Source organism: Pseudochelatococcus sp. (assembly GCF_050946405.1).
GTDB lineage: Bacteria > Pseudomonadota > Alphaproteobacteria > Rhizobiales > Beijerinckiaceae > Pseudochelatococcus.
Map to the genome: position 1 here is coordinate 145,362 of NZ_JBMNUS010000009.1, position 18,362 is coordinate 163,723.

Genomic DNA, 18,362 nt, shown 5'->3' on the forward strand with positions numbered 1-18,362 from the left:
CCGTCATCTTCATAGGCACGGTGTGCTTCGGTCAATCCGTTTTTAGCTGGATGAGGAAAGTGATCCCGAAGCGTCAGCGTTGCAAGATCGAGGCTAAACTTGATCCGGCAAGATAAAAGGCAGTTCAGGGCAGATGTCCCGCAGCGGGAACCGTTCGCCGGCGGGAGCGTTACCTATCTATAGCCATACGCGCAACCGACCCGAACAGGAGGCACCATGACCGATGTGAACACCGATCCTGTCCATCTGCATGTTGAGGACACGGAGGGCGCGGGCCGTCCGGTCGTCCTGATCCACGGATGGCCGCTTTCCGGGGCAGCGTGGGAATATCAGGTCCCGGCGCTCACCGAGGCGGGATATCGTGTCGTCACTTACGACCGACGCGGTTTCGGCCGGTCCGACAAGACCGGCAGGCAATACGACTACAATACCTTGGCCACCGATTTGGCCCGGATTCTGGATGAGCGTGATCTCAACGACGTCACGCTGGTCGGTTTCTCGATGGGCGGCGGCGAAGTGGCGCGCTTCATTGCACTTCATGGGGAAGAACGGCTGCGCAGCATCGTGTTCGCCGCCGCCGTTCCGCCCTATCTGCTGAAAACCGCCAACAACCCGGAGGGCCCGCTCTCGAACGACGAGGCGGAAAAGAAGAAGAAGGCTCTGCTGGCCGACCGCGACGCCTTCTTCGAGGAATTCACCACGAATTTCTTCAGCACGACTGAAGGGATCAAGGTATCCGATGAAGAGCGCGGAAAAGCGGTGCGCCAGTGCCGCGAATCCGGCGAGGCGGCCGCGCTCGGCTGCATGGATGCCTTCAGCACCACCGATTTCCGCGACGATCTGAAAAAGATCACGGTCCCGACGCTTGTCCTTCACGGCGACGCGGATCTCATCGTCCCGCTGGAAGGTTCGGGATTGCGGACGCACAAGGCGGTGTCGGGCAGCCGACTGGCGGTCATTCCGGGTGCGCCGCACGGCCTCAACGTGAGCCACGCCGACGACTTCAACAACGCATTGGCGGGGTTCTTGTCGAAATAGAATTGGCCGGGGCGCGGCGCTGTGTGACCTCGCATAGGGGTCCACAGCCTCCGGCTCGATAGCGCGGGATCAGCTTTGCTCCGTCGCGACCGACGACGCCTTTCCGTCGGGCTTAAAATCCCTCGAGCACGATCTTGCCCCTTGCCCCGCCGCTTTCGATCAGGGCGTGAGCGCGCCGCAGATTTGCCGCGTTGATGGCGCCGAAATTCTCCGCCAGCGTGGTACGGAGCGTGCCCTCGTCCACGAGGCGGGAAACCTCGTTCAGCAGGTGGCCTTGCTGCGCGATGTCGGCCGTGCCGAACATCGACCGCGTGAACATGAACTCCCAGTGCACCGACACGCTCTTGCGCTTGAAGGGATTGATGTCGAGCGTGGCGGGATCGTCGATCAGCGCGAAACGGCCTTGCGGGGCGATCAGCGCGGCGATCTCGGCAAGATGCCGGTCGGTATTGGTGGTCGAGAAGACGAAAGCCGGCGCGCCGATGCCGAGGGCAGCGACTTCCAGGGCCAGCGGTTTCGAATGATCCACGACATGATGGGCGCCGAGAGCGGTCGTCCAGGCTTTTGTCTCCGGCCGCGAGGCGGTGGCGATCACCGTCAGGCCGGTCAGTCGGCGGGCGAGCTGTATCGCGATGGAACCCACGCCGCCCGCCCCGCCGACGATGAGGACGGACTGAGCCGCGCCGGCGACGGCACGGCCTTTCACATCCAGCCGATCGAACAGCGCTTCCCAGGCCGTGATGGATGTAAGCGGCAAGGCGGCTGCTTCAGCCCATCCGAGTGTCTTCGGCTTGCGGCCCGCGATACGCTCGTCCACCAGATGGAATTCCGCATTGGTGCCGGGCCGCGTGATCGCGCCCGCGTAGAACACTTCATCGCCGGCCTTGAACAGGCTTGCCTGCGGCCCGGCTTCAGCGACGATCCCGGCGGCGTCCCATCCCAACACCTTCCAATCGCCTTCCTCCGGCAGGGCCGCGGCGCGCACCTTGGTATCGACGGGGTTGACCGAGATCGCCTTCACCTCGACCAGCAGATCGCGGCCCGACGCCACGGGACGCGGCAGATCGATATCGACCAGTGCGGCATCGTCCTGAATAGGGCGGGGGAGTTTGTAGCCAACGGCACGCATCGATGTCTCCAGTTCTGCGAAGAGCTTCTGATCTGGCAACAGGTGACACGACGGCATATTCTTCGCAAGAATGCACATAAATTGTACATAGTATCGAAAAGGATACCGTCGAATGCCGCGCCCGCGCCACGAACGTTTCGATTGCAGTCCCGGCTGTCCGGTGGAGGCCACGCTCGCCCTCATCGGCGGCAAGTGGAAGGGGCTGGTGCTCTGGCACCTGCTTCAGGACACGTTGCGGTTCAATGAAATCCGCCGCCGCCTGCCGAACGTCACGCAGCGGATGCTGACCAACCAACTCCGCGAACTGGAGAGCGACGGCTTCGTCATCCGCACCGTCTACACGCAGGTGCCGCCCAAGGTGGAATACAGCCTCTCGACACGCGGACGCAGCCTCGAACCGGTCATTCTCGCCCTCAAGGAATGGGGTGAGGCGCATGTCGTTCAGGCGGCGGCAGGGGAGCGGCAATCGCGGGAAACGCCCTCGCTTTCCGGCGCAACCGCCGCTGCCGGCAACGAGCGTCCGCCGGGCAGCGTTCCAAAAGCCGCCGGACATGCGCCTACCGGTTAATCTCGGGTTCGACGAGCCTTGTGAGCTTGTACAGGGATTCCTGCCAGCCGAGATAACAGGCCTCGCAAGGGATCACGTCCGGCACGCCCTGCTGCTCGATCTCGATTTCCGTGCCGACCGACACGGCCTTCAGATTCACGGTGACCTTTATCTCGCCCGGCAGGTTGGAGTCGTTGAATTTGTCAGTGTAGACGAGGCGTTCGCCCGGAACGAGTTCCAGATAGTTGCCGCCGAAGGAGTGGCTGTTGCCGGTGGTGAAGTTCCGAAACGACATTCGGTGACGGCCTCCGGCCTTCGCGTCCAGCTCATGGACGGTACAGGTATACCCGAACGGCGGAAGCCATTGCGCGATCGCATCCGCTTCGACGAAAGCGCGATAGAGTTTTTCGGGACTGGCGGCAATGACGCGGTGCAGGCGGATCGTATGGGGCATGGCTTTCTCCCTGTGGTTCGACTTTGTTCTGATTGGTCGACTATCTTTGGACATATCAGTATAAAATATAAATTTTCATCTGCAATCATTCAATCATAATAAAAAATCAAGTATCATGTCATTGTTTCAATGAAACAGATGCCATGATCCGACAGTATTCAGATATGGGCAAATCTATTCGGCAAGGTTCTTCGAAAAATCTGCCGGCGGTGTCGGCCGCCGGACGTGTTGTCCGGTAAGGCGTGCGTCGCAACAGCCGGCGTATATATAAGATTCTTATATCTTTTCTCCCTTTCCCCTCTCGAACCCCTATGCGGTTAGGCGCCATATTCTTACCGGAGTTCGTTTCCAGACCGCCTCGCTCTGCGTTTCGGAAAAGCGTTCGTCATCGCTTTTCAGGAGAGATTTCCAGATGTTCAGGCGATATTGGAGCAAAGATACGGGAGATACGAATAATGGACGTTATCGTTCTGGCGATAGGGTTTTCCTTCTTCACATTGATGTTCAGCTACATCAGGATATGCGAGAAACTTTGACCTGGGGTTGAAATGATCGCCGAATACATTCTTGGCGCGGCGGTGGCGGTGTTCATCGCCGGCTACCTGACCTATGCGCTCGTCCGTCCCGAGCGGTTCTGATCCGAGATCCGAAGCCGGAAAGGAAAATCATGACCATTAACGGATGGATACAGATCCTGATCTTCTTCGGGATCGTCCTTTTGCCGGTGAAGCCGTTGGGCAGCTATATCAACCGCGTCATGAACGGCGAGCGCACTTTGTTGTCGATCGTCTTCGGCCCGGTCGAGCGGGGGCTCTACCGCCTTGCCGGCACGAACGAGAAGGAGGAGCAGCACTGGACGACCTACATGGCCGCCATGCTGTTCTTCAATCTGGCCGGTTTCCTGCTGCTTTACGGTTTGCAGCGCATGCAAGGCATCCTGCCGTTCAACCCGGCAGGCTTTGGCGCGGTCAGCGCGGATTCGTCGTTCAACACGGCCGTCAGCTTCATGACCAACACCAACTGGCAGGGATATGCCGGTGAGAGCACGATGAGCTATCTGACCCAGATGGCTGGCATTACCGTGCAGAGCTTCGTTTCGGCCGCGGTTGGGCTTGCCGGCGCCATGGCGATCATCCGCGGCTTCGCGCGGGCATCCGTCAAGACGGTCGGAAATTTCTGGGTCGATCTGACGCGTTCCACGCTCCATATCCTGCTGCCCATCTGCGTCGTCGGCAGTCTCGTGCTCGTGTGGCAGGGCGTGCCGCAGAACCTCGATCCCTATACCGTCGCGACGACGCTCGAAGGCGGCCGGCAGACGATCGCGCAGGGGCCGGTCGCCTCGCAAATGATCATCAAGCATCTCGGCACCAACGGCGGCGGATTCTTCAATGCCAACTCGGCGCATCCGTTCGAGAACCCGACGGCGCTGACCAACCTCATCCATATCCTGTCGATCTATGCGATTTCCTTCGCGATGCTGAACGTGTTCGGCCGGCAGGTCGGCAACCAGAAACAGGGCTGGGCGTTGCTCGGTGTCATCGGCACGATCGTCGTGGCGGGCGTCGCGGTCGTTTACTGGGCTGAATCGGCAGGCAACCCGCTGGTGCATGCGCTCGGTGTCGAGGGCGGTAATCTGGAGGGCAAGGAAACGCGGTTCGGCCTCGCGCTGTCCTCGCTGTTCGCGGTCGTGACGACCTCGGCCTCCACCGGCGCCGTCAACACGATGCATGACAGCCTCATGCCGCTTGGCGGTCTCGTCCCCCTGTTCAACATGCAGATCCCGCCGCTCGGCGGCATCGGCGCGGGCGTTTACGGCGTGCTGGTCTTCGCCATTCTCGCGGTCTTCATCGCCGGCCTGATGGTGGGACGCACGCCTGAATACCTTGGCAAGAAGATCGAGGCCAAGGAAGTGAAGATGAGCATTCTGGCGATGCTCGGCCCGTCGCTCGCCATTCTCGCGCTCACCGCGGTCGCGGTCGTCGTCCCGGCCGGGCTCTCTGGCATTCAGGATGCCGGCCCGCACGGGTTCAGCGAGGTGCTCTACGCCTATACCTCGGGCGCGAACAACAATGGCAGCGCCTTCGCGGGCCTCTCCGCGAACACGCCCTTCTACAACATCACCATCGGCCTTGCGATGCTGATGGGCCGGTTCTTGTTGATCGTGCCCGTGCTCGCCATAGCAGGCTCGCTTGCCGCCAAGAAGACCGTTCCCGCCTCCGCCGGCACGCTGCCGACGACCGGGCCGCTGTTCATCGGCCTCGTGATCGGCGTCACGCTGATCGTCGGCGGGCTCACCTTCTTCCCAGTGCTGGCGCTCGGGCCGATCGTCGAGCATTTCGCGCTGATGGCCGGCCAGACCTTCTGATCATAACGATGCGTCAACAGGAAAAGATACTCTGGAGTCTTCCATGAGCCAGTCAAAATCCGCGAGCATTCTCAATGCCCGCATCCTCGTGCCGGCTGTCAGTGACGCCTTCCGGAAACTCGATCCGCGCAGCCTCGCCCGCAATCCGGTGATGTTCGTCGTCGCCGTCGTCTCGGCGCTCACCACCGTGCTGCTCGTCAAGGATCTGCTGACGGGCGGGGCCGATACCGCCTTCTCGCTCCAGATCGTGCTGTGGCTCTGGTTCACGGTGCTGTTTGCGAATTTCGCCGAGGCCGTGGCCGAGGGCCGCGGCAAGGCGCAGGCGGAAGCGCTGCGCCGCACGCGCGCCGAGACGCAGGCCAGGCTGCTCGCGAGCGCGTCCGGCGACGACTACAAGCTCGTGCCCGGCAACAGCCTCAAGGTGGGCGACATCGTTCTCGTCGAGGCGGGCGATATCATCCCGTCCGACGGCGAGGTCATCGAAGGCGTGGCCTCCGTCAACGAAGCCGCGATCACCGGCGAGTCCGCGCCCGTGATCCGCGAGTCGGGCGGCGACCGCTCCGCCGTGACCGGCGGCACGCAGGTGCTGTCGGACCGGATCAGGGTGCGCATCACGGCGGCGGCCGGCTCCACCTTCATCGACAGGATGATCGGCCTCGTCGAGGGCGCCGAGCGGCAGAAGACGCCGAACGAGATCGCGCTCAACATCCTGCTCGCCGGCCTGACGCTGATCTTCGTGCTGGCGACGGTGACGATCCCGAGCTTCGCCACCTATGCGGGCGGCACCATCCCGGTGATCGTGCTGGTGGCGCTCTTCGTCACCCTCATCCCGACCACGATCGGCGCGCTGCTGTCTGCCATCGGCATCGCCGGCATGGACAGGCTGGTGCGCTTCAACGTGCTCGCCATGTCCGGGCGCGCGGTGGAGGCGGCGGGCGACGTCGACACGCTGCTGCTCGACAAGACTGGCACCATCACGCTCGGCAATCGCCAGGCGGCGGATTTCCGCCCTCTCAGCGGCGTGACCGATCGGGAACTGGCGGATGCCGCCCAGCTCGCCTCGCTTGCCGACGAGACGCCGGAAGGCCGCTCCATCGTCGTGCTCGCCAAGGAAAAATACGACATCCGCGCCCGCGACATGACAAGCTTGCATGCCGCCTTCGTGCCCTTCACCGCCCAGAGCCGCATGAGCGGCGTCGATCTCGACGGTTCCGGCATCCGCAAGGGCGCGGTGGAGGCGGTGCTGAAGCATGTGGAACAAGCCACTGTCGCGGCCGGAAGTTCCCGCAGCGGCAGCGAGGCGATCCGTGAAATCGGGGCCATCGCCGACGACATCGCGAAGGCGGGCGGCACCCCTCTTGCCGTGGTGAAGGACGGCCGATTGCTCGGCGTCGTGTACCTCAAGGATATCGTCAAGGGCGGCATCCGCGAGCGCTTCGCCGAACTGCGCCGTATGGGCATCCGCACGGTGATGATCACCGGCGACAACCCGATGACCGCGGCGGCCATCGCGGCGGAGGCGGGCGTCGATGATTTTCTTGCCGAGGCGACGCCCGAGAACAAGCTCGATCTCATCCGCGAGGAGCAGGCGAAGGGCAAGCTCGTCGCCATGTGCGGCGACGGCACCAATGACGCACCGGCACTGGCGCAGGCGGACGTCGGCGTCGCGATGAACACCGGCACGGTGGCGGCGCGCGAGGCGGGCAACATGGTCGATCTCGACAGCGATCCGACCAAGCTCATCGAAATCGTGGAGATCGGCAAGCAATTGCTGATGACGCGCGGCGCGTTGACGACCTTCTCCATCGCCAACGACATCGCCAAGTATTTCGCCATCATTCCGGCGATGTTCCTGGCTTACTATCCGCAGCTTCAGGCGCTCAACGTCATGGGGCTCGCGACGTCGCAAAGCGCGATTCTCTCGGCGATCATCTTCAACGCGCTCATCATCGTCGCCCTCATCCCGCTGTCGCTGAAAGGCGTGCGCTACAGGGCGGTCGGCGCCGGGGCGCTGCTGTCGCGCAATCTGCTGGTCTACGGCCTCGGCGGCATCGTCGCGCCGTTCGCCGGCATCAAGGCCATCGACATGGCGATCACCGCCATCGGCCTCGCGTAAGGACTTTTCTCCATGCTGAAACAAATTCGTCCCGCGGTCTTCATGATCGTCGCCTTCACCGTCATCACGGGTCTTGCCTATCCGCTCGCCGTCACCGGCGTCGCGCAAGCCGTTTTCCCCGTTCAGGCCGATGGCAGCCTCGTCACGAGGGAGGACGGGACGGTCATCGGCTCCCGGCTGATCGGCCAGACCTTTACAGATGACAAATATTTCCATGGCCGCCCGTCGGCAGCCGGCGGCGGCTATGACGCGGCGAGTTCCGGCGGCTCGAACATGGGGCCGACCAGCTCGAAGCTGATCGAACGGGTTCGCACGGACGCCGGCGCGTTGAAAGCCGCGAACGCGAGCACGCCGATGGCGGTGCCGATCGATCTCGTCACCGCCTCCGGCAGCGGCCTCGATCCGCATATCTCGCCGGAAGCCGCCTATTTCCAGATGCCGCGCGTTGCAGGCGCGCGGGGTTTGAGCGTGGCGCAGCTGCGTGCGATTGTGGATGCGCACGTCGAGGACCGGTTGCTCGGCGTGTTGGGGGAGCCGGTTGTCAACGTGCTGGCCGTCAACCTCGCGCTCGATAACGCGGCCACGCGCTGAAGCACGGTCGCGGGGCGCCGGGCGGGGAAGCTCCGGCGACTTGCCGGCACCAGGAAGGTCCATGGATGACGGACGCTATTCAGAGAACGGACAACAGGCCGTCACCCGATGCGTTGCTCGAAGCGGCCGGGCGGGAAGGGCGGGGGCGTCTGAAGATCTTTCTCGGGGCCGCTCCCGGTGTGGGCAAAACCTACGAGATGCTGCTGTCCGGCCGCGCCGCTGTCGCCGACGGTGTGGATACCGTCATCGGCGTCGTCGAAACGCACGGGCGCAAGGAAACCGAGGCGCTCGTCGCGGGCCTCGAAATCGTTCCGCGGGTGAAGGTCGACTATCGCGGCCGCACGCTCGCGGAAATGGACATCGACGCCGTTCTGGAACGCCATCCTCAACTTGTCCTGGTGGATGAGCTGGCCCACACCAATGTCCCGGGCAGCCGCCATCCGAAGCGCTATCTCGATGTGCTGGATATCCTCTCGAAGGGCATCGACGTCTACACCACGCTGAACATCCAGCATGTCGAGAGCCTCAACGATGTGGTCGCGCAGATCACGCGCATCCGCGTGCGCGAGACGGTGCCGGATTCCATCGTGGACCGGGCCGACGACATCGAGATCATCGACATCACGCCGGATGATCTGATCAAGCGGCTGCATGAGGGCAAGGTTTATCTGCCCAAGACGGCGCGGCGCGCGACCAGAAACTATTTTTCGCCGGGCAACCTGACGGCGCTGCGCGAACTGGCGCTGCGGCGCACGGCACAGCGCGTCGATGACCAGTTGCTCAGTCACATGCAGGCTCACGCCATCCGCGGTCCGTGGGCGGCCGGAGAGCGGGTGCTCGCGTGTATCGACGAGCACCCGCGCAGCGCGGCGCTGGTGCGTTACGCGCGCCGGCAGGCAGACAGGCTGCGGGGGACCTGGGCGGCGCTTTACGTCGAGGATGCGGGCGCCGCCACTCTCGGGGAAGCGGAGAAGGACCGCATCGCCGCGGCCCTGCGGCTCGCCGAACGTCTCGGCGGCGAGGCCGTCACCCTCTCCGGCCAGAATGTCGTGCACGAGATCCTGCGCTACGCGGCGGCCAACAACTACAATCACATCGTCGTCGGCAAGCCGGACAAGCCGCGCTGGCGGGAGATGCTGGAGGGGTCGATCTCGCATGACCTGATCCGCGTCGCCGGCGACATCGGCGTCCATGTCATTTCGGGGGACGGGAAGGAGCCGGCTCCGCCGCGCGGCGTCGCGCTCGCGCGGTCGCGGCGCCCGGAGTTCGGGCCGTATCTCCGGAGCACGGCCTATGTCGGCGTGGCCGTCGGCGTCGGCACGCTGTTGTACCGGTTCCTCGATGTACGCAACATCGCGCTCGTCTTCCTGATGGCGGTTCTGGGGTCGGCGGCGACCTGGGGCCTGTGGCCGGCGCTGTTCAGTTCGGTCGTATCGGCCTTCGCCTTCAACTTCTTCTTCCTGCATCCTCTCTACACGCTCGATATCGGCGACCCGGAAAGCGTCATAGCCTTCGGCTTCTTTCTGGGCGTCGCGGTGATCGCGAGCAACCTGGCCGGCCGCGTCCAGCGGCAGGTCGCCCTGGCCAGGCGGCGCGCACTCACCACCGAGGGGTTGTACCAGTTTTCGAAGAAGCTTACCCGCGCGGGAGCGCTGGAGGACGTGCTCTGGGCATCGGTCTACCAGATCGCCTCCATGCTCAAGGTCCGCGTGGTGATCCTGCTCCCCGACGACGGCAAGATCACCGTGCGCGCCGGCTATCCGCCGGACGATACGCTTGTCGACGCCGACATCGCCGCGGCGCAATGGGCCTGGGAGCACGACCGGCCCGCCGGCCGGGGAGCCGATACGCTGCCCGGCGCGAAGCGTCTCTACATGCCCCTGAAGACGGGGCGCACGCGGGTCGGCGTCGTCGGCCTCGACAACGACAGGCAGGGGCCGGTGCTGACGCCCGAGGAGCAGCGCCTGTTCGATGCGCTCACCGATCAGACGGCCCTCGCCATCGAGCGCATCGAACTCGTCGCCGATGTCGACAGGGCGAGGCTCGCGGCGGAGGCGGACCGGCTGCGCTCGGCGCTGCTGACGTCGATCTCACACGATCTGAAAACGCCGCTCGCCGGCATCATGGGCGCTGCGGGTGCGCTGCGGGACTATTCGACCTCGCTTCCCGAGGCGGCGCGGGGCGAACTGCTGTCGACGGTCGTCGACGAGTCCGAGCGCCTCAACCGCTTCATCGCCAATCTGCTCGACATGACGCGGCTCGAATCCGGCGCCACCGAACCGAACGCCTCCCTGAACTTCGCCGGCGACATCATCGGCACGGCCCTGCGCCGCGCGGGCAAGATTCTGGCCGGTCGGCCGGTCGAGGTTGCCGTGCCCGCCGATCTGCCCATGCTGAGGGTCGATCCGGTCCTGCTGGAGCAGGTTCTGTTCAACCTGCTCGACAACGCGGCCAAATACGCGCCGCCCGCCGCCACGATCCGCATTCGGGGATGGCGGGACGGCGACGAGGTGGTGATGCAGGTCATCGACGAGGGACCCGGTATTCCGCGAGCCGATCTGGAACGCGTGTTCGACACGTTCTATCGGGTGCGCAAGCAGGATCAGGTTCAGGCGGGAACAGGGCTCGGCCTCTCCATCTGCCGCGGCTTCATCGAGGCCATGGGGGGAACGATCAGGGCGGGCAACCGGACGGACCGCACGGGCGCGATCTTCACCATCCGGTTGCCCGTGCCGGGCGAGGCCGATAATCTGGAAGGCTGAAGATGACGGCATCCGCAGTCAAGATATTGATCATCGACGATGAGCCGCCGATCCGCAAGCTTCTGCGCGTGGGATTGATGACGGAGGGTTACACCGTTCTCGAAGCGGCCGATGCCCGTCAGGCGATCGGGAAGCTCGAGGACGACCGGCCGGATCTCGTCGTGCTCGATCTCGGCCTGCCGGACATGCCGGGGCACGACCTGCTCGAGAAGTGGCGCAACGAGAAGCGCAATCTGCCGATCCTCATCCTCTCCAGCCGCACCGACGAAGCCGGCATCGTCAAGGCCCTCGAACTCGGCGCGGACGACTACGTGACGAAGCCCTTCGGGATGCGCGAACTTGCGGCGCGCATCCGCGTCGCCCTGCGCCACAAGCTTCAGCAGCAGGGCGAGCGGCCGGTTTTCCAGGCCGGAGAACTCACCGTCGATCTCGTCAAGCGAATCGTGAAGGTGGCGGAAAGGGAAGTGAAGCTTTCCCCCAAGGAATACGACATCCTGCGCATTCTGGTGCAGCATGCCGGCAAGGTGCTGACGCATCAGCATCTTCTGAAAGAGGTCTGGGGCGGCTCGACGGACGTGCAGTATCTGCGCGTCTATGTGCGCCAGCTCCGCCAGAAGATCGAACGCAGCCCCGATCAGCCGGAATACATCCTCACCGAAACGGGGGTGGGATACAGGCTGCGGCAAGCCGACTAGGGTGTTTTCAAGCAAAGCGAATACCGCTTTGCGTGAAGAAAACGCGTCAAATCAATAAGCTAGAGCATTTCGGCGTTTCAACGAAACGCCGAAATGCTCTAGCTCCGACGCCACCATACCGTTTCCACGCTTCGTTGAAACGCGGAAATGGCATAACCCGCTGATTTTGATATAATCATTGTCGATCAGACCATTCCGGCGGCCCCTGACATGCGTTTCGCGGATGAACGGATCGCAGATCCTGAAGGGGGGCATTCCTTCACCGGGCGCGCGGTGGCCGGAAGCGCAGCCTGCCGGCTCAGGGGCGGCGTCGAAGGCGATCGCGTATGTCCTCGATCGCGGTTCGAATGGCGTTGATCTTTTCCGTGTCGAGCCCGACGGCATCCTGAATGCACTGCATGATCGCCGCCGCATGGCCTTTCAAGGCGCGTCCTTCCTCCGTCAGATGCAGCAGCACCTCGCGTTCGTCTTTCGGATTGCGTGATCTTGTGACGAGACCTGCCGTCTCCAGCCGTTTGAGGAGGGGAGTGAGCGTGCTGGAGTCGAGGAAAAGGACCTTGCCCAGTTCCTTCACGGTCCGGCCGTCCCGGCCCCAGAGCGTCACCATCACGAGATACTGGGGATACGTGAGCTTGAGCTTGTCCAGCAGTGGACGGTACAACTGCGTGAAGGCGTGTTCGGCGGAATAGACGGAAAAGCAAAGCATTTCCGAAACATCGGGTATGGAATCATCCCGGCTGGCGGGCTTCGGGGTCATAGCGGTCTCCTTTCCCTTCAAATAATTTGTACGCGATGGGTTTGCAAGCGCTTGACATCATCCATGGAGTCCCCTAGATAAATCTCACACAAATTAATCGCACACAAATAGATGGAGAAACCAATGACCTACTTCACCACCACCGACGGCACCCGGCTCTTTTACAAGGATTGGGGAGCGGGCCAGCCTATCCTTTTCGCTCACGGCTGGCCGCTGTCGTCCGACGCCTGGGATCAGCAGATGCTGTATTTCGGGCAGAACGGCTTCCGGGTCATCGCTCATGACCGGCGCAGCCACGGTCGTTCCGACCAGACCTGGGACGGCAACAACATGGACCGGTATGCCGATGACCTGGCGGAACTGATCGAGGCGCTGGACCTGCGCGATCTGATCCTCGTCGGCCATTCGACGGGCGGCGGCGAAGTCTCGCATTACATCGGCCGTCACGGCACGGCGCGCGTCGCCAAGGTGGTTCTTGTCGGCGCCGTTCCTCCGCTGATGCTGAAGACGGATGCCAATTCCGACGGCACGCCGCGCTCGGTGTTCGACGGCATCCGCAAGAGCACGGCCAAAAACCGCTCGCAATTCTTCTTCGACCTGACCGTCCCGTTCTATGGCTTCAATCGCGATGGCGTCGAGAGCAACGAGGGCCTGCGCGAAAACTTCCGCCGCATCGGCTTGCAGGGCGGCATCAAGGGGCAGTACGATTGCATCCGCGAGTTCTCGGAGGTCGATTACACCGAAGACCTGCGGCGGATCGATCGTCCGACCCTGATCATTCACGGCGACGACGACCAGATCGTCCCGATCAAGGCCTCCGCTCACCTGGCTGCCGAAATCGTCCCGGATGCGATTCTGAAGGTCTATGCCGGCGGATCGCACGGGCTGGCGGAAACCGAGGCCGACCGTTTCAACGCCGATGTCCTGAACTTCATCCGCACCTGAGCGCTTCCTTATTCCTGAAACGTATCGCACCAAGCGAGAGAAGGAGATCATCATGTCGAGGTTTGCTGCTGCGGTTGCCGTCGCGACCGCCCTTCTGTCCGGCGCCGCTGTCGCGCAACCGGCCAAGCCCACCATCGTGTTCGTCCATGGCGCGTTTGCAGACTCTTCGAGCTGGAACGGCGTCATCGCCGATCTTCAGCGGGAGGGTTACAAGACCTTCGCCGTCGCCAACCCGCTGCGCAGCGTGACGAACGACGCCCGCACGGTTTCCGATGTCGTCGGAAGCATCGAAGGCCCGGTGGTGCTCGTCGGCCATTCCTATGGCGGTCAGGTCATCTCGAACGCGGCGAAGGGGCACGCCAACGTCAAGTCGCTGGTCTATGTGGCCGCCTTCGCGCCGGACGCCGGCGAGGCTGCGGCCGAACTCGCCGGCAAGTTCCCCGGCGGAACGCTGGGTGACGCGCTTGCTCCGCCGGTCAAGCTCACGGACGGCGGCGTCGATCTGTACATCGATCAGGCGAAGTTCCGTGACCAGTTCGCCCATGACGTTCCGGCCGGGCAAACCGCCTTGATGGCGGCGGGCCAGCGGCCCATCACGGAGGCGGCGCTGACGGAAAAGTCCGGCGAACCGGCCTGGAAGTCGCTGCCCTCGTACTTCGTCTATGGCGATGGCGACAAGAACATCCCGGCCGAGGCGCTCGGGTTCATGGCCGAGCGCGCCGGTTCCCGGCGCACGATCGTGGTCGAAGGCGCGTCGCATGTCGTCATGGTCTCGCAGCCGCAGGTCGTTGCGGACCTGATCGAGGAAGCGGCGCAGTAAGTTGCAAAGGTGATGAAATCGGGCCACGGCGTTGTCGCGCCGTGGCCTGTGCGTCTACTCGGCGACGAAGCCCGGATCGATCCGGCTAAGGATCGCGTGTGCCGCCTCGATGCGCGCCGGGTTCGACCAGAAGCGGTTGGCGAGGATCACGATGGCCGTGCCGCGCGCGGGCTGGAACAGGGCGTAAGCCCCGAAGCCTCCCGTGGAGCCGGTCTTCGAGACGGTGCCGACCGCCGCGCCCGTGACCGGCGCGCCCGGCCGCTCCACCGCATTCGATTTCAGGACGAATGCCGGATCGGCGCCCTGAAGGAGATCTCCGCGCCGCGCCGGCGCGCCGTAGAGTTCCCAGCCCAGCCCCTGATGCATGCGGTCGACCCGGTAGATCCCGGTGCGCGCCGCGACGAGGGCCGCCTTGAGGTCTTCCGTCAGCCCTTCCGGATTCTCCGACGCCTCGACGAAACGAAGCAGATCGCTTGCCGTGGTCTTCACGCCGTAGGCTTCCTGATCGAAGAGACCCGGATTGACGCGCACGGGCGCGTCGTCGCGCGTGTACCCCTGCGCGTAGTCGGCCATGCGGTCTTCGGGAACCTTGAGAAACGTGTCCGCGAGCTTGAGGGGCGCGAAGACCTTGTCGGCCAGAAGCGTGGCGAAGGGCTGTCCTGCGCTCGCCGCGGCGAGATAGCCGGACAGCCCGATCGAGGGGTTCGAATAGAGGCGAGCCGCACCGATTTCGCCGGTCGGCTCGAAGCGCCGATAGAATTCGGCGAAGTTCGTCTTGTCCACGCCATCCGGGAACTGGAGCGGCAGCCCGCCGGCGACATAGGTGTGAAGCTGGAGAAGGCTCGCGCCGCCGATCGGGCTCCCGGCGAGTTCAGGCAGCAGGGACTGCGCGGAAGCCGAAAGATCGACCGCCCCTTCCGCTTCGAGGCGCGCCAGAAGCGTCCCGGTGAAGGGCTTGGACAGGGACCCGATCTCGAACAAGGTCTCATCGTCCACCGGCGCACCGGTCTTTCGGGATGCGACGCCGTAGTGGAAGACATGGCGCTCGCCGCCGTGAAGGATCGCGACCGACACGCCGGGCAGGCCGTGCCCGGCCATCAGCGGTTTCACCACCGCGTCCACGGTCGAGCGCACCGTGTCGGCAGAGCGCGCCGGCAAGGCAGCCAGGGTCATCGCGGCCGTCAAGGTCATGGTTCTCAGGAAAGATTGCATGTGGGTCCCATTTGATAAACGCGTTTATTAAATCACTCTTTCGGCCTGAACGTGACCGATTTGCGGCTGTGGACGCAGGAATCCGGCCGTCCCGATGTCGAGGCCGATTTTCGGAACCTTTTGTCCTACTCGCCGCTGCGCAACATCCGGCCCGGAACGACCTATCCGGGCACGGCTCGGGCAAGCCGACCGACAAGGCCATCGCGGAGATCGCGGACATGTGGGCCTTCGCCGCGCATTGGACGGGGCTGAAAGTCGGTAACGTCGAATGACGTCAGCCTCGGCGGGCTGCCAGAATATGTTCGAGGTCTTTCAGTGCGGCGGCCGCGGTCGCGAGCGGCTCGGCGCCGGCTGCGATCGCGACCGTCTCGCCCATCGCATCGGTGGTGATGCGGATCGCCTTGTTCTTTCCTCGCACATGCGCGAACGGGTCGGCGAGCGGATAGGTCCTGATGCCGACGCTTGCATGGAAGCCGCCGTCCGTGCGGGTGAGACTGCCGACCAGCCTGGCGACGACGCCTTCCGCCCGCCACGCCTCGATACGCTTCTCCGTGACCGACCGGATACCCTCGACGGCGACGTCATCCATCGTGAGATCGGCGCCGAGGCCGAAATCGGCGAGGATCAGAAGCTTGCAGGCGGTATCCCAGCCTTCCGTGTCGTTGCGCGGGTCGGCTTCGGCGAACCCGCCCGCCTGCGCCTCCCGCAGCGCTTCCTCGAACCCGATCCCGCGCACCGTCATGGCGTCGAGCAGGTAGTTGGTGGTGGCGTTGAGGATGCCTTCCAGCTTGAGTACGGTGCAGCCGAGCAGGCTGTGATCGAGAAGGTCGATCGTCGGCAGGGCCGCCGCGGCCGCGCCGCTGATCTTCAAAAACGCGTCGGCGTTTTCCGCAAGGGCGCGCAACTCGCGTCCGCTGTGGACCAGCGCGCCCTTCGAGATCACGATCGCGTCGCGCCCGCTGGACAGGGCCGAGCGGATATAGGCGAGGCCGGGAGCGCCCGTGCGAAAGTCGCTGGGGCCTGCCTCGATCAGAATGTCGGCGCCGCTCGCGTTTATGAAATCCGCTCCCGACAGGCCGGCTTCCAGCAGGTCCAGTCGGTCGGCCTCGAGGCCCTCGGCATCGAACAGGCCGGCGCTGGAGCCGCAGACTGCGACCAGGCGAACATCCGTCCCATGGAGGCGGCGATAGCGCTCACGCCGCGACAAGAGCAGGCTTGCCGTGGCGCGTCCCACGCCTCCGAAGCCCGCGATGGCAACCCTGAGAACCCGCATGGGCGCGATCCTTTCGCTCCTATTCGGCGAGCGGCGCGGTGGAACGGCCCGTCGGCCACGTGGAGAGCGCCTGTTCGGCGATGGCCTCCAGCGTGTCGCGGCCAAAACCGGCTTTGGCCCGCACCGCCATGCCGTGAACGACGGCCATCAGGAATGCCGCAAGGACATCGGGCCGGGCCGTCTCCGGCAAGTCGCCCTCGGCCCTGGCCCGCTCGAAGCGTTCCCGAAGCTGCGCCTCGCCGGCCGCGCGAGCGTCGATCAGGGCCCGTCGCACAGGCTCCGCTTCGTCCGATCCCGCCAGAGCCCCGTGGATGCCGAGACACCCGGTATGGTCGGGATAGCGCGTGCCGAGGTCGGCCGCACCGTACAGGAAGCCCGCGGCAACCTCCCGCGCCGTCGGGCGCCGAAGCGCTTCCGGGATGTAGTCCAGATACCGCTCGCCGTAGCGGGCCAGAGCGCGGCGGAAGAGCGCTTCCTTGTTGCCGAATGCGGAATAGAGGGCGGGCCTCTCGACACCGGTGGCCTCGGTCAGGTCGGTGTAGGAGGCGCCCTCGTAGCCCTTGCGCCAGAAGACGCATAGCGCCGCGTCGAGCGCTTTTTCCACATCGAATTCGCGATGGCGTCCCATCAGGTCAACCCGGTCTTTTTCATAATGTCCGTTAATAAACCACTTGACAGCCCATGTCCACTTTTCATACCAATCGTTACGTAATGACCGTTATGAAATGGAGCGCAGGCGCTCGCCATGATCGGGCCGTGCCCTGATCGCGCAATGAAAGGGTTCTCATGTCGAACGTATTCAAGGGCAAGGTCGCACTCGTCACCGGCGGCTCGCGCGGCCTTGGCGCCGCTATCGCGGAGGCGTTTGCCGATCGCGGAGCGGATATTGCGATCAGCTACGCAGCCTCGGCCGAAAAGGCGGAGGCTGTCGTGGAGAAGCTCGGGAGCAGGGGCGTCCGCGCGATCGCCATCAAAAGCGATCAGGCCGACCTTGCTTCCGCCGGGCCTCTCATCGACTCGGTAATCGCCGAATTCGGCAAGCTCGACATCCTCGTGAACAATGCCGGCATCGCCATCCAGGGGCATCTTGTAGACGATCCGAACCTTGACGAGGCGAAGTACAATCGCCAGTGGCAAGTCAATGTACTGGGCACGATCGCCAATACGCGCGCGGCGGCGCGCAGGCTGACGGACGGTGGCCGGATCATCTTCATCGGCTCTCGCCTGGGCACCAACGTGCCTTTTCAGGGGGTCGCCGACTATGCCGGCACGAAGACGGCGCTCGTCGGATACGCGAAGGGCATTGCTCGCGATCTCGGCCCCCGCAACATCACGGTGAATGTCGTGCAGCCGGGCATCATGCCGACCGACATGGCGGCGGAGGTTGCCGGCGAACTTCCGGATCGTGACGCCATTCTGGATCTGCATCCGATCCGCCGCATCGCGACGCTGGAAGAAGTGGCGGAAACCGTCTGCTTCCTTGCCGGCCCGTCTGCGGGCTACATCACCGGCGAGGCCCTGAGCGTTGCCGGCGGTGTGGCGATTTGAGCAAGGAAGATCAAGCTCCCGTCGATGCCGTTGCGTAATCTGCATCGGCCTGTCCGAACGCAACCGGATCATTCTCGCAGTCGAGGCGACCGGCCATCGGGAGCGCCTTG

The 18,362-nt window shown here is 64.1% G+C and carries 17 protein-coding genes; 11 read left to right on the forward strand and 6 right to left on the reverse strand.

What is annotated here, in order from left to right:
- Nucleotides 1-216 precede the first annotated feature (216 nt).
- The gene (locus tag ACOYJQ_RS14375; RefSeq protein ID WP_433459312.1) at nt 217-1,038 is read left to right on the forward strand and encodes an alpha/beta fold hydrolase; all 822 of its coding nucleotides are present in this window, start codon (nt 217-219) and stop codon (nt 1,036-1,038) included.
- Between the two features lie 112 nt (nt 1,039-1,150).
- On the opposite strand, the gene ACOYJQ_RS14380 is transcribed toward ACOYJQ_RS14375, so the two are convergent.
- Complete coding sequence (locus tag ACOYJQ_RS14380; RefSeq protein WP_433459313.1) at nt 1,151-2,167, reverse strand: zinc-binding alcohol dehydrogenase family protein; 1,017 nt, start codon at nt 2,165-2,167, stop codon at nt 1,151-1,153.
- Between the two features lie 112 nt (nt 2,168-2,279).
- On the opposite strand from ACOYJQ_RS14380, the gene ACOYJQ_RS14385 reads away from it, so the two are divergent.
- A complete protein-coding gene (locus tag ACOYJQ_RS14385; RefSeq protein ID WP_433459314.1) occupies nt 2,280-2,735 on the forward strand; it encodes a winged helix-turn-helix transcriptional regulator in 456 nt (151 codons plus the stop codon).
- Here ACOYJQ_RS14385 and ACOYJQ_RS14390 read toward each other — a convergent pair.
- Nucleotides 2,725-3,168, reverse strand: coding sequence for an SRPBCC family protein (locus ACOYJQ_RS14390; protein WP_433459315.1), 444 nt, complete (start codon nt 3,166-3,168; stop codon nt 2,725-2,727). The genes ACOYJQ_RS14385 and ACOYJQ_RS14390 overlap by 11 nt on opposite strands.
- A gap of 548 nt (nt 3,169-3,716) precedes the next feature.
- Between ACOYJQ_RS14390 and kdpF the strand changes: the two genes are divergently transcribed.
- The 6 genes from kdpF (at nt 3,717) to ACOYJQ_RS14420 (ending at nt 11,697) form a co-directional block, all read left to right on the forward strand.
- Nucleotides 3,717-3,806 carry a K(+)-transporting ATPase subunit F gene (gene kdpF / locus ACOYJQ_RS14395; protein ID WP_433459316.1) on the forward strand — a complete coding sequence of 30 codons (90 nt, stop codon included), beginning with the start codon at nt 3,717-3,719 and terminating at the stop codon, nt 3,804-3,806.
- Nucleotides 3,807-3,835: 29 nt separating this feature from the next.
- Entirely contained in the window at nt 3,836-5,533 is a 1,698-nt protein-coding gene (gene kdpA, locus ACOYJQ_RS14400) for a potassium-transporting ATPase subunit KdpA (protein ID WP_433459317.1), read from the forward strand.
- Nucleotides 5,534-5,576: 43 nt separating this feature from the next.
- Complete coding sequence (kdpB, locus tag ACOYJQ_RS14405) at nt 5,577-7,649, forward strand: potassium-transporting ATPase subunit KdpB (protein WP_433459318.1); 2,073 nt, start codon at nt 5,577-5,579, stop codon at nt 7,647-7,649.
- A 12-nt stretch (nt 7,650-7,661) separates the two neighbouring features.
- Nucleotides 7,662-8,240: a potassium-transporting ATPase subunit KdpC gene (gene kdpC, locus ACOYJQ_RS14410; protein WP_433459319.1), complete on the forward strand. Its 579-nt coding sequence runs from the start codon at nt 7,662-7,664 to the stop codon at nt 8,238-8,240.
- A gap of 65 nt (nt 8,241-8,305) precedes the next feature.
- The gene (locus ACOYJQ_RS14415) at nt 8,306-11,002 is read left to right on the forward strand and encodes a DUF4118 domain-containing protein (RefSeq protein WP_433459320.1); all 2,697 of its coding nucleotides are present in this window, start codon (nt 8,306-8,308) and stop codon (nt 11,000-11,002) included.
- A 2-nt stretch (nt 11,003-11,004) separates the two neighbouring features.
- Entirely contained in the window at nt 11,005-11,697 is a 693-nt protein-coding gene (locus ACOYJQ_RS14420) for a response regulator transcription factor (protein ID WP_433459321.1), read from the forward strand.
- Between the two features lie 298 nt (nt 11,698-11,995).
- On the opposite strand, the gene ACOYJQ_RS14425 is transcribed toward ACOYJQ_RS14420, so the two are convergent.
- Entirely contained in the window at nt 11,996-12,454 is a 459-nt protein-coding gene (locus ACOYJQ_RS14425; protein WP_433459322.1) for a MarR family winged helix-turn-helix transcriptional regulator, read from the reverse strand.
- A 123-nt stretch (nt 12,455-12,577) separates the two neighbouring features.
- On the opposite strand from ACOYJQ_RS14425, the gene ACOYJQ_RS14430 reads away from it, so the two are divergent.
- Nucleotides 12,578-13,399, forward strand: a complete 822-nt coding sequence (locus tag ACOYJQ_RS14430; protein ID WP_433459324.1) for an alpha/beta fold hydrolase — start codon at nt 12,578-12,580, stop codon at nt 13,397-13,399.
- Nucleotides 13,400-13,451: 52 nt separating this feature from the next.
- Complete coding sequence (locus ACOYJQ_RS14435) at nt 13,452-14,219, forward strand: alpha/beta fold hydrolase (protein ID WP_433459325.1); 768 nt, start codon at nt 13,452-13,454, stop codon at nt 14,217-14,219.
- A gap of 54 nt (nt 14,220-14,273) precedes the next feature.
- Here the strand turns inward: ACOYJQ_RS14435 and ampC are convergent, their stop codons facing one another.
- The 3 genes from ampC to ACOYJQ_RS14450 all read right to left on the reverse strand — a co-directional run bounded on the left by ampC (nt 14,274) and on the right by ACOYJQ_RS14450 (nt 17,332).
- On the reverse strand, nt 14,274-15,410 hold the full coding sequence (gene ampC / locus ACOYJQ_RS14440) for a class C beta-lactamase (RefSeq protein ID WP_433459327.1): 1,137 nt from the start codon (nt 15,408-15,410) through the stop codon (nt 14,274-14,276).
- A 295-nt stretch (nt 15,411-15,705) separates the two neighbouring features.
- Nucleotides 15,706-16,704 (reverse strand): homoserine dehydrogenase, encoded by a 999-nt coding sequence (locus tag ACOYJQ_RS14445; RefSeq protein WP_433459329.1) that lies wholly within the window; start codon nt 16,702-16,704, stop codon nt 15,706-15,708.
- 19 nt (nt 16,705-16,723) lie between these two features.
- On the reverse strand, nt 16,724-17,332 hold the full coding sequence (locus ACOYJQ_RS14450) for a TetR/AcrR family transcriptional regulator (RefSeq protein ID WP_433459331.1): 609 nt from the start codon (nt 17,330-17,332) through the stop codon (nt 16,724-16,726).
- Nucleotides 17,333-17,490: 158 nt separating this feature from the next.
- On the opposite strand from ACOYJQ_RS14450, the gene ACOYJQ_RS14455 reads away from it, so the two are divergent.
- Entirely contained in the window at nt 17,491-18,252 is a 762-nt protein-coding gene (locus tag ACOYJQ_RS14455) for an SDR family NAD(P)-dependent oxidoreductase (RefSeq protein ID WP_433459332.1), read from the forward strand.
- The last annotated feature ends 110 nt before the right edge of the window (nt 18,253-18,362 follow it).

Bases quoted from the DNA above. Each gene is read 5' to 3' on its own strand.
- ACOYJQ_RS14375 (WP_433459312.1), top strand. From the start codon at position 217: ATGACCGATGTGAACACCGATCCTGTCCATCTGCATGTTGAGGACACG.
- ACOYJQ_RS14380 (WP_433459313.1), bottom strand. From the start codon at position 2,167: ATGCGTGCCGTTGGCTACAAACTCCCCCGCCCTATTCAGGACGATGCC.
- ACOYJQ_RS14385 (WP_433459314.1), top strand. From the start codon at position 2,280: ATGCCGCGCCCGCGCCACGAACGTTTCGATTGCAGTCCCGGCTGTCCG.
- ACOYJQ_RS14390 (WP_433459315.1), bottom strand. From the start codon at position 3,168: ATGCCCCATACGATCCGCCTGCACCGCGTCATTGCCGCCAGTCCCGAA.
- kdpF (WP_433459316.1), top strand. From the start codon at position 3,717: ATGATCGCCGAATACATTCTTGGCGCGGCGGTGGCGGTGTTCATCGCC.
- kdpA (WP_433459317.1), top strand. From the start codon at position 3,836: ATGACCATTAACGGATGGATACAGATCCTGATCTTCTTCGGGATCGTC.
- kdpB (WP_433459318.1), top strand. From the start codon at position 5,577: ATGAGCCAGTCAAAATCCGCGAGCATTCTCAATGCCCGCATCCTCGTG.
- kdpC (WP_433459319.1), top strand. From the start codon at position 7,662: ATGCTGAAACAAATTCGTCCCGCGGTCTTCATGATCGTCGCCTTCACC.
- ACOYJQ_RS14415 (WP_433459320.1), top strand. From the start codon at position 8,306: ATGACGGACGCTATTCAGAGAACGGACAACAGGCCGTCACCCGATGCG.
- ACOYJQ_RS14420 (WP_433459321.1), top strand. From the start codon at position 11,005: ATGACGGCATCCGCAGTCAAGATATTGATCATCGACGATGAGCCGCCG.
- ACOYJQ_RS14425 (WP_433459322.1), bottom strand. From the start codon at position 12,454: ATGACCCCGAAGCCCGCCAGCCGGGATGATTCCATACCCGATGTTTCG.
- ACOYJQ_RS14430 (WP_433459324.1), top strand. From the start codon at position 12,578: ATGACCTACTTCACCACCACCGACGGCACCCGGCTCTTTTACAAGGAT.
- ACOYJQ_RS14435 (WP_433459325.1), top strand. From the start codon at position 13,452: ATGTCGAGGTTTGCTGCTGCGGTTGCCGTCGCGACCGCCCTTCTGTCC.
- ampC (WP_433459327.1), bottom strand. From the start codon at position 15,410: ATGACCTTGACGGCCGCGATGACCCTGGCTGCCTTGCCGGCGCGCTCT.
- ACOYJQ_RS14445 (WP_433459329.1), bottom strand. From the start codon at position 16,704: ATGCGGGTTCTCAGGGTTGCCATCGCGGGCTTCGGAGGCGTGGGACGC.
- ACOYJQ_RS14450 (WP_433459331.1), bottom strand. From the start codon at position 17,332: ATGGGACGCCATCGCGAATTCGATGTGGAAAAAGCGCTCGACGCGGCG.
- ACOYJQ_RS14455 (WP_433459332.1), top strand. From the start codon at position 17,491: ATGTCGAACGTATTCAAGGGCAAGGTCGCACTCGTCACCGGCGGCTCG.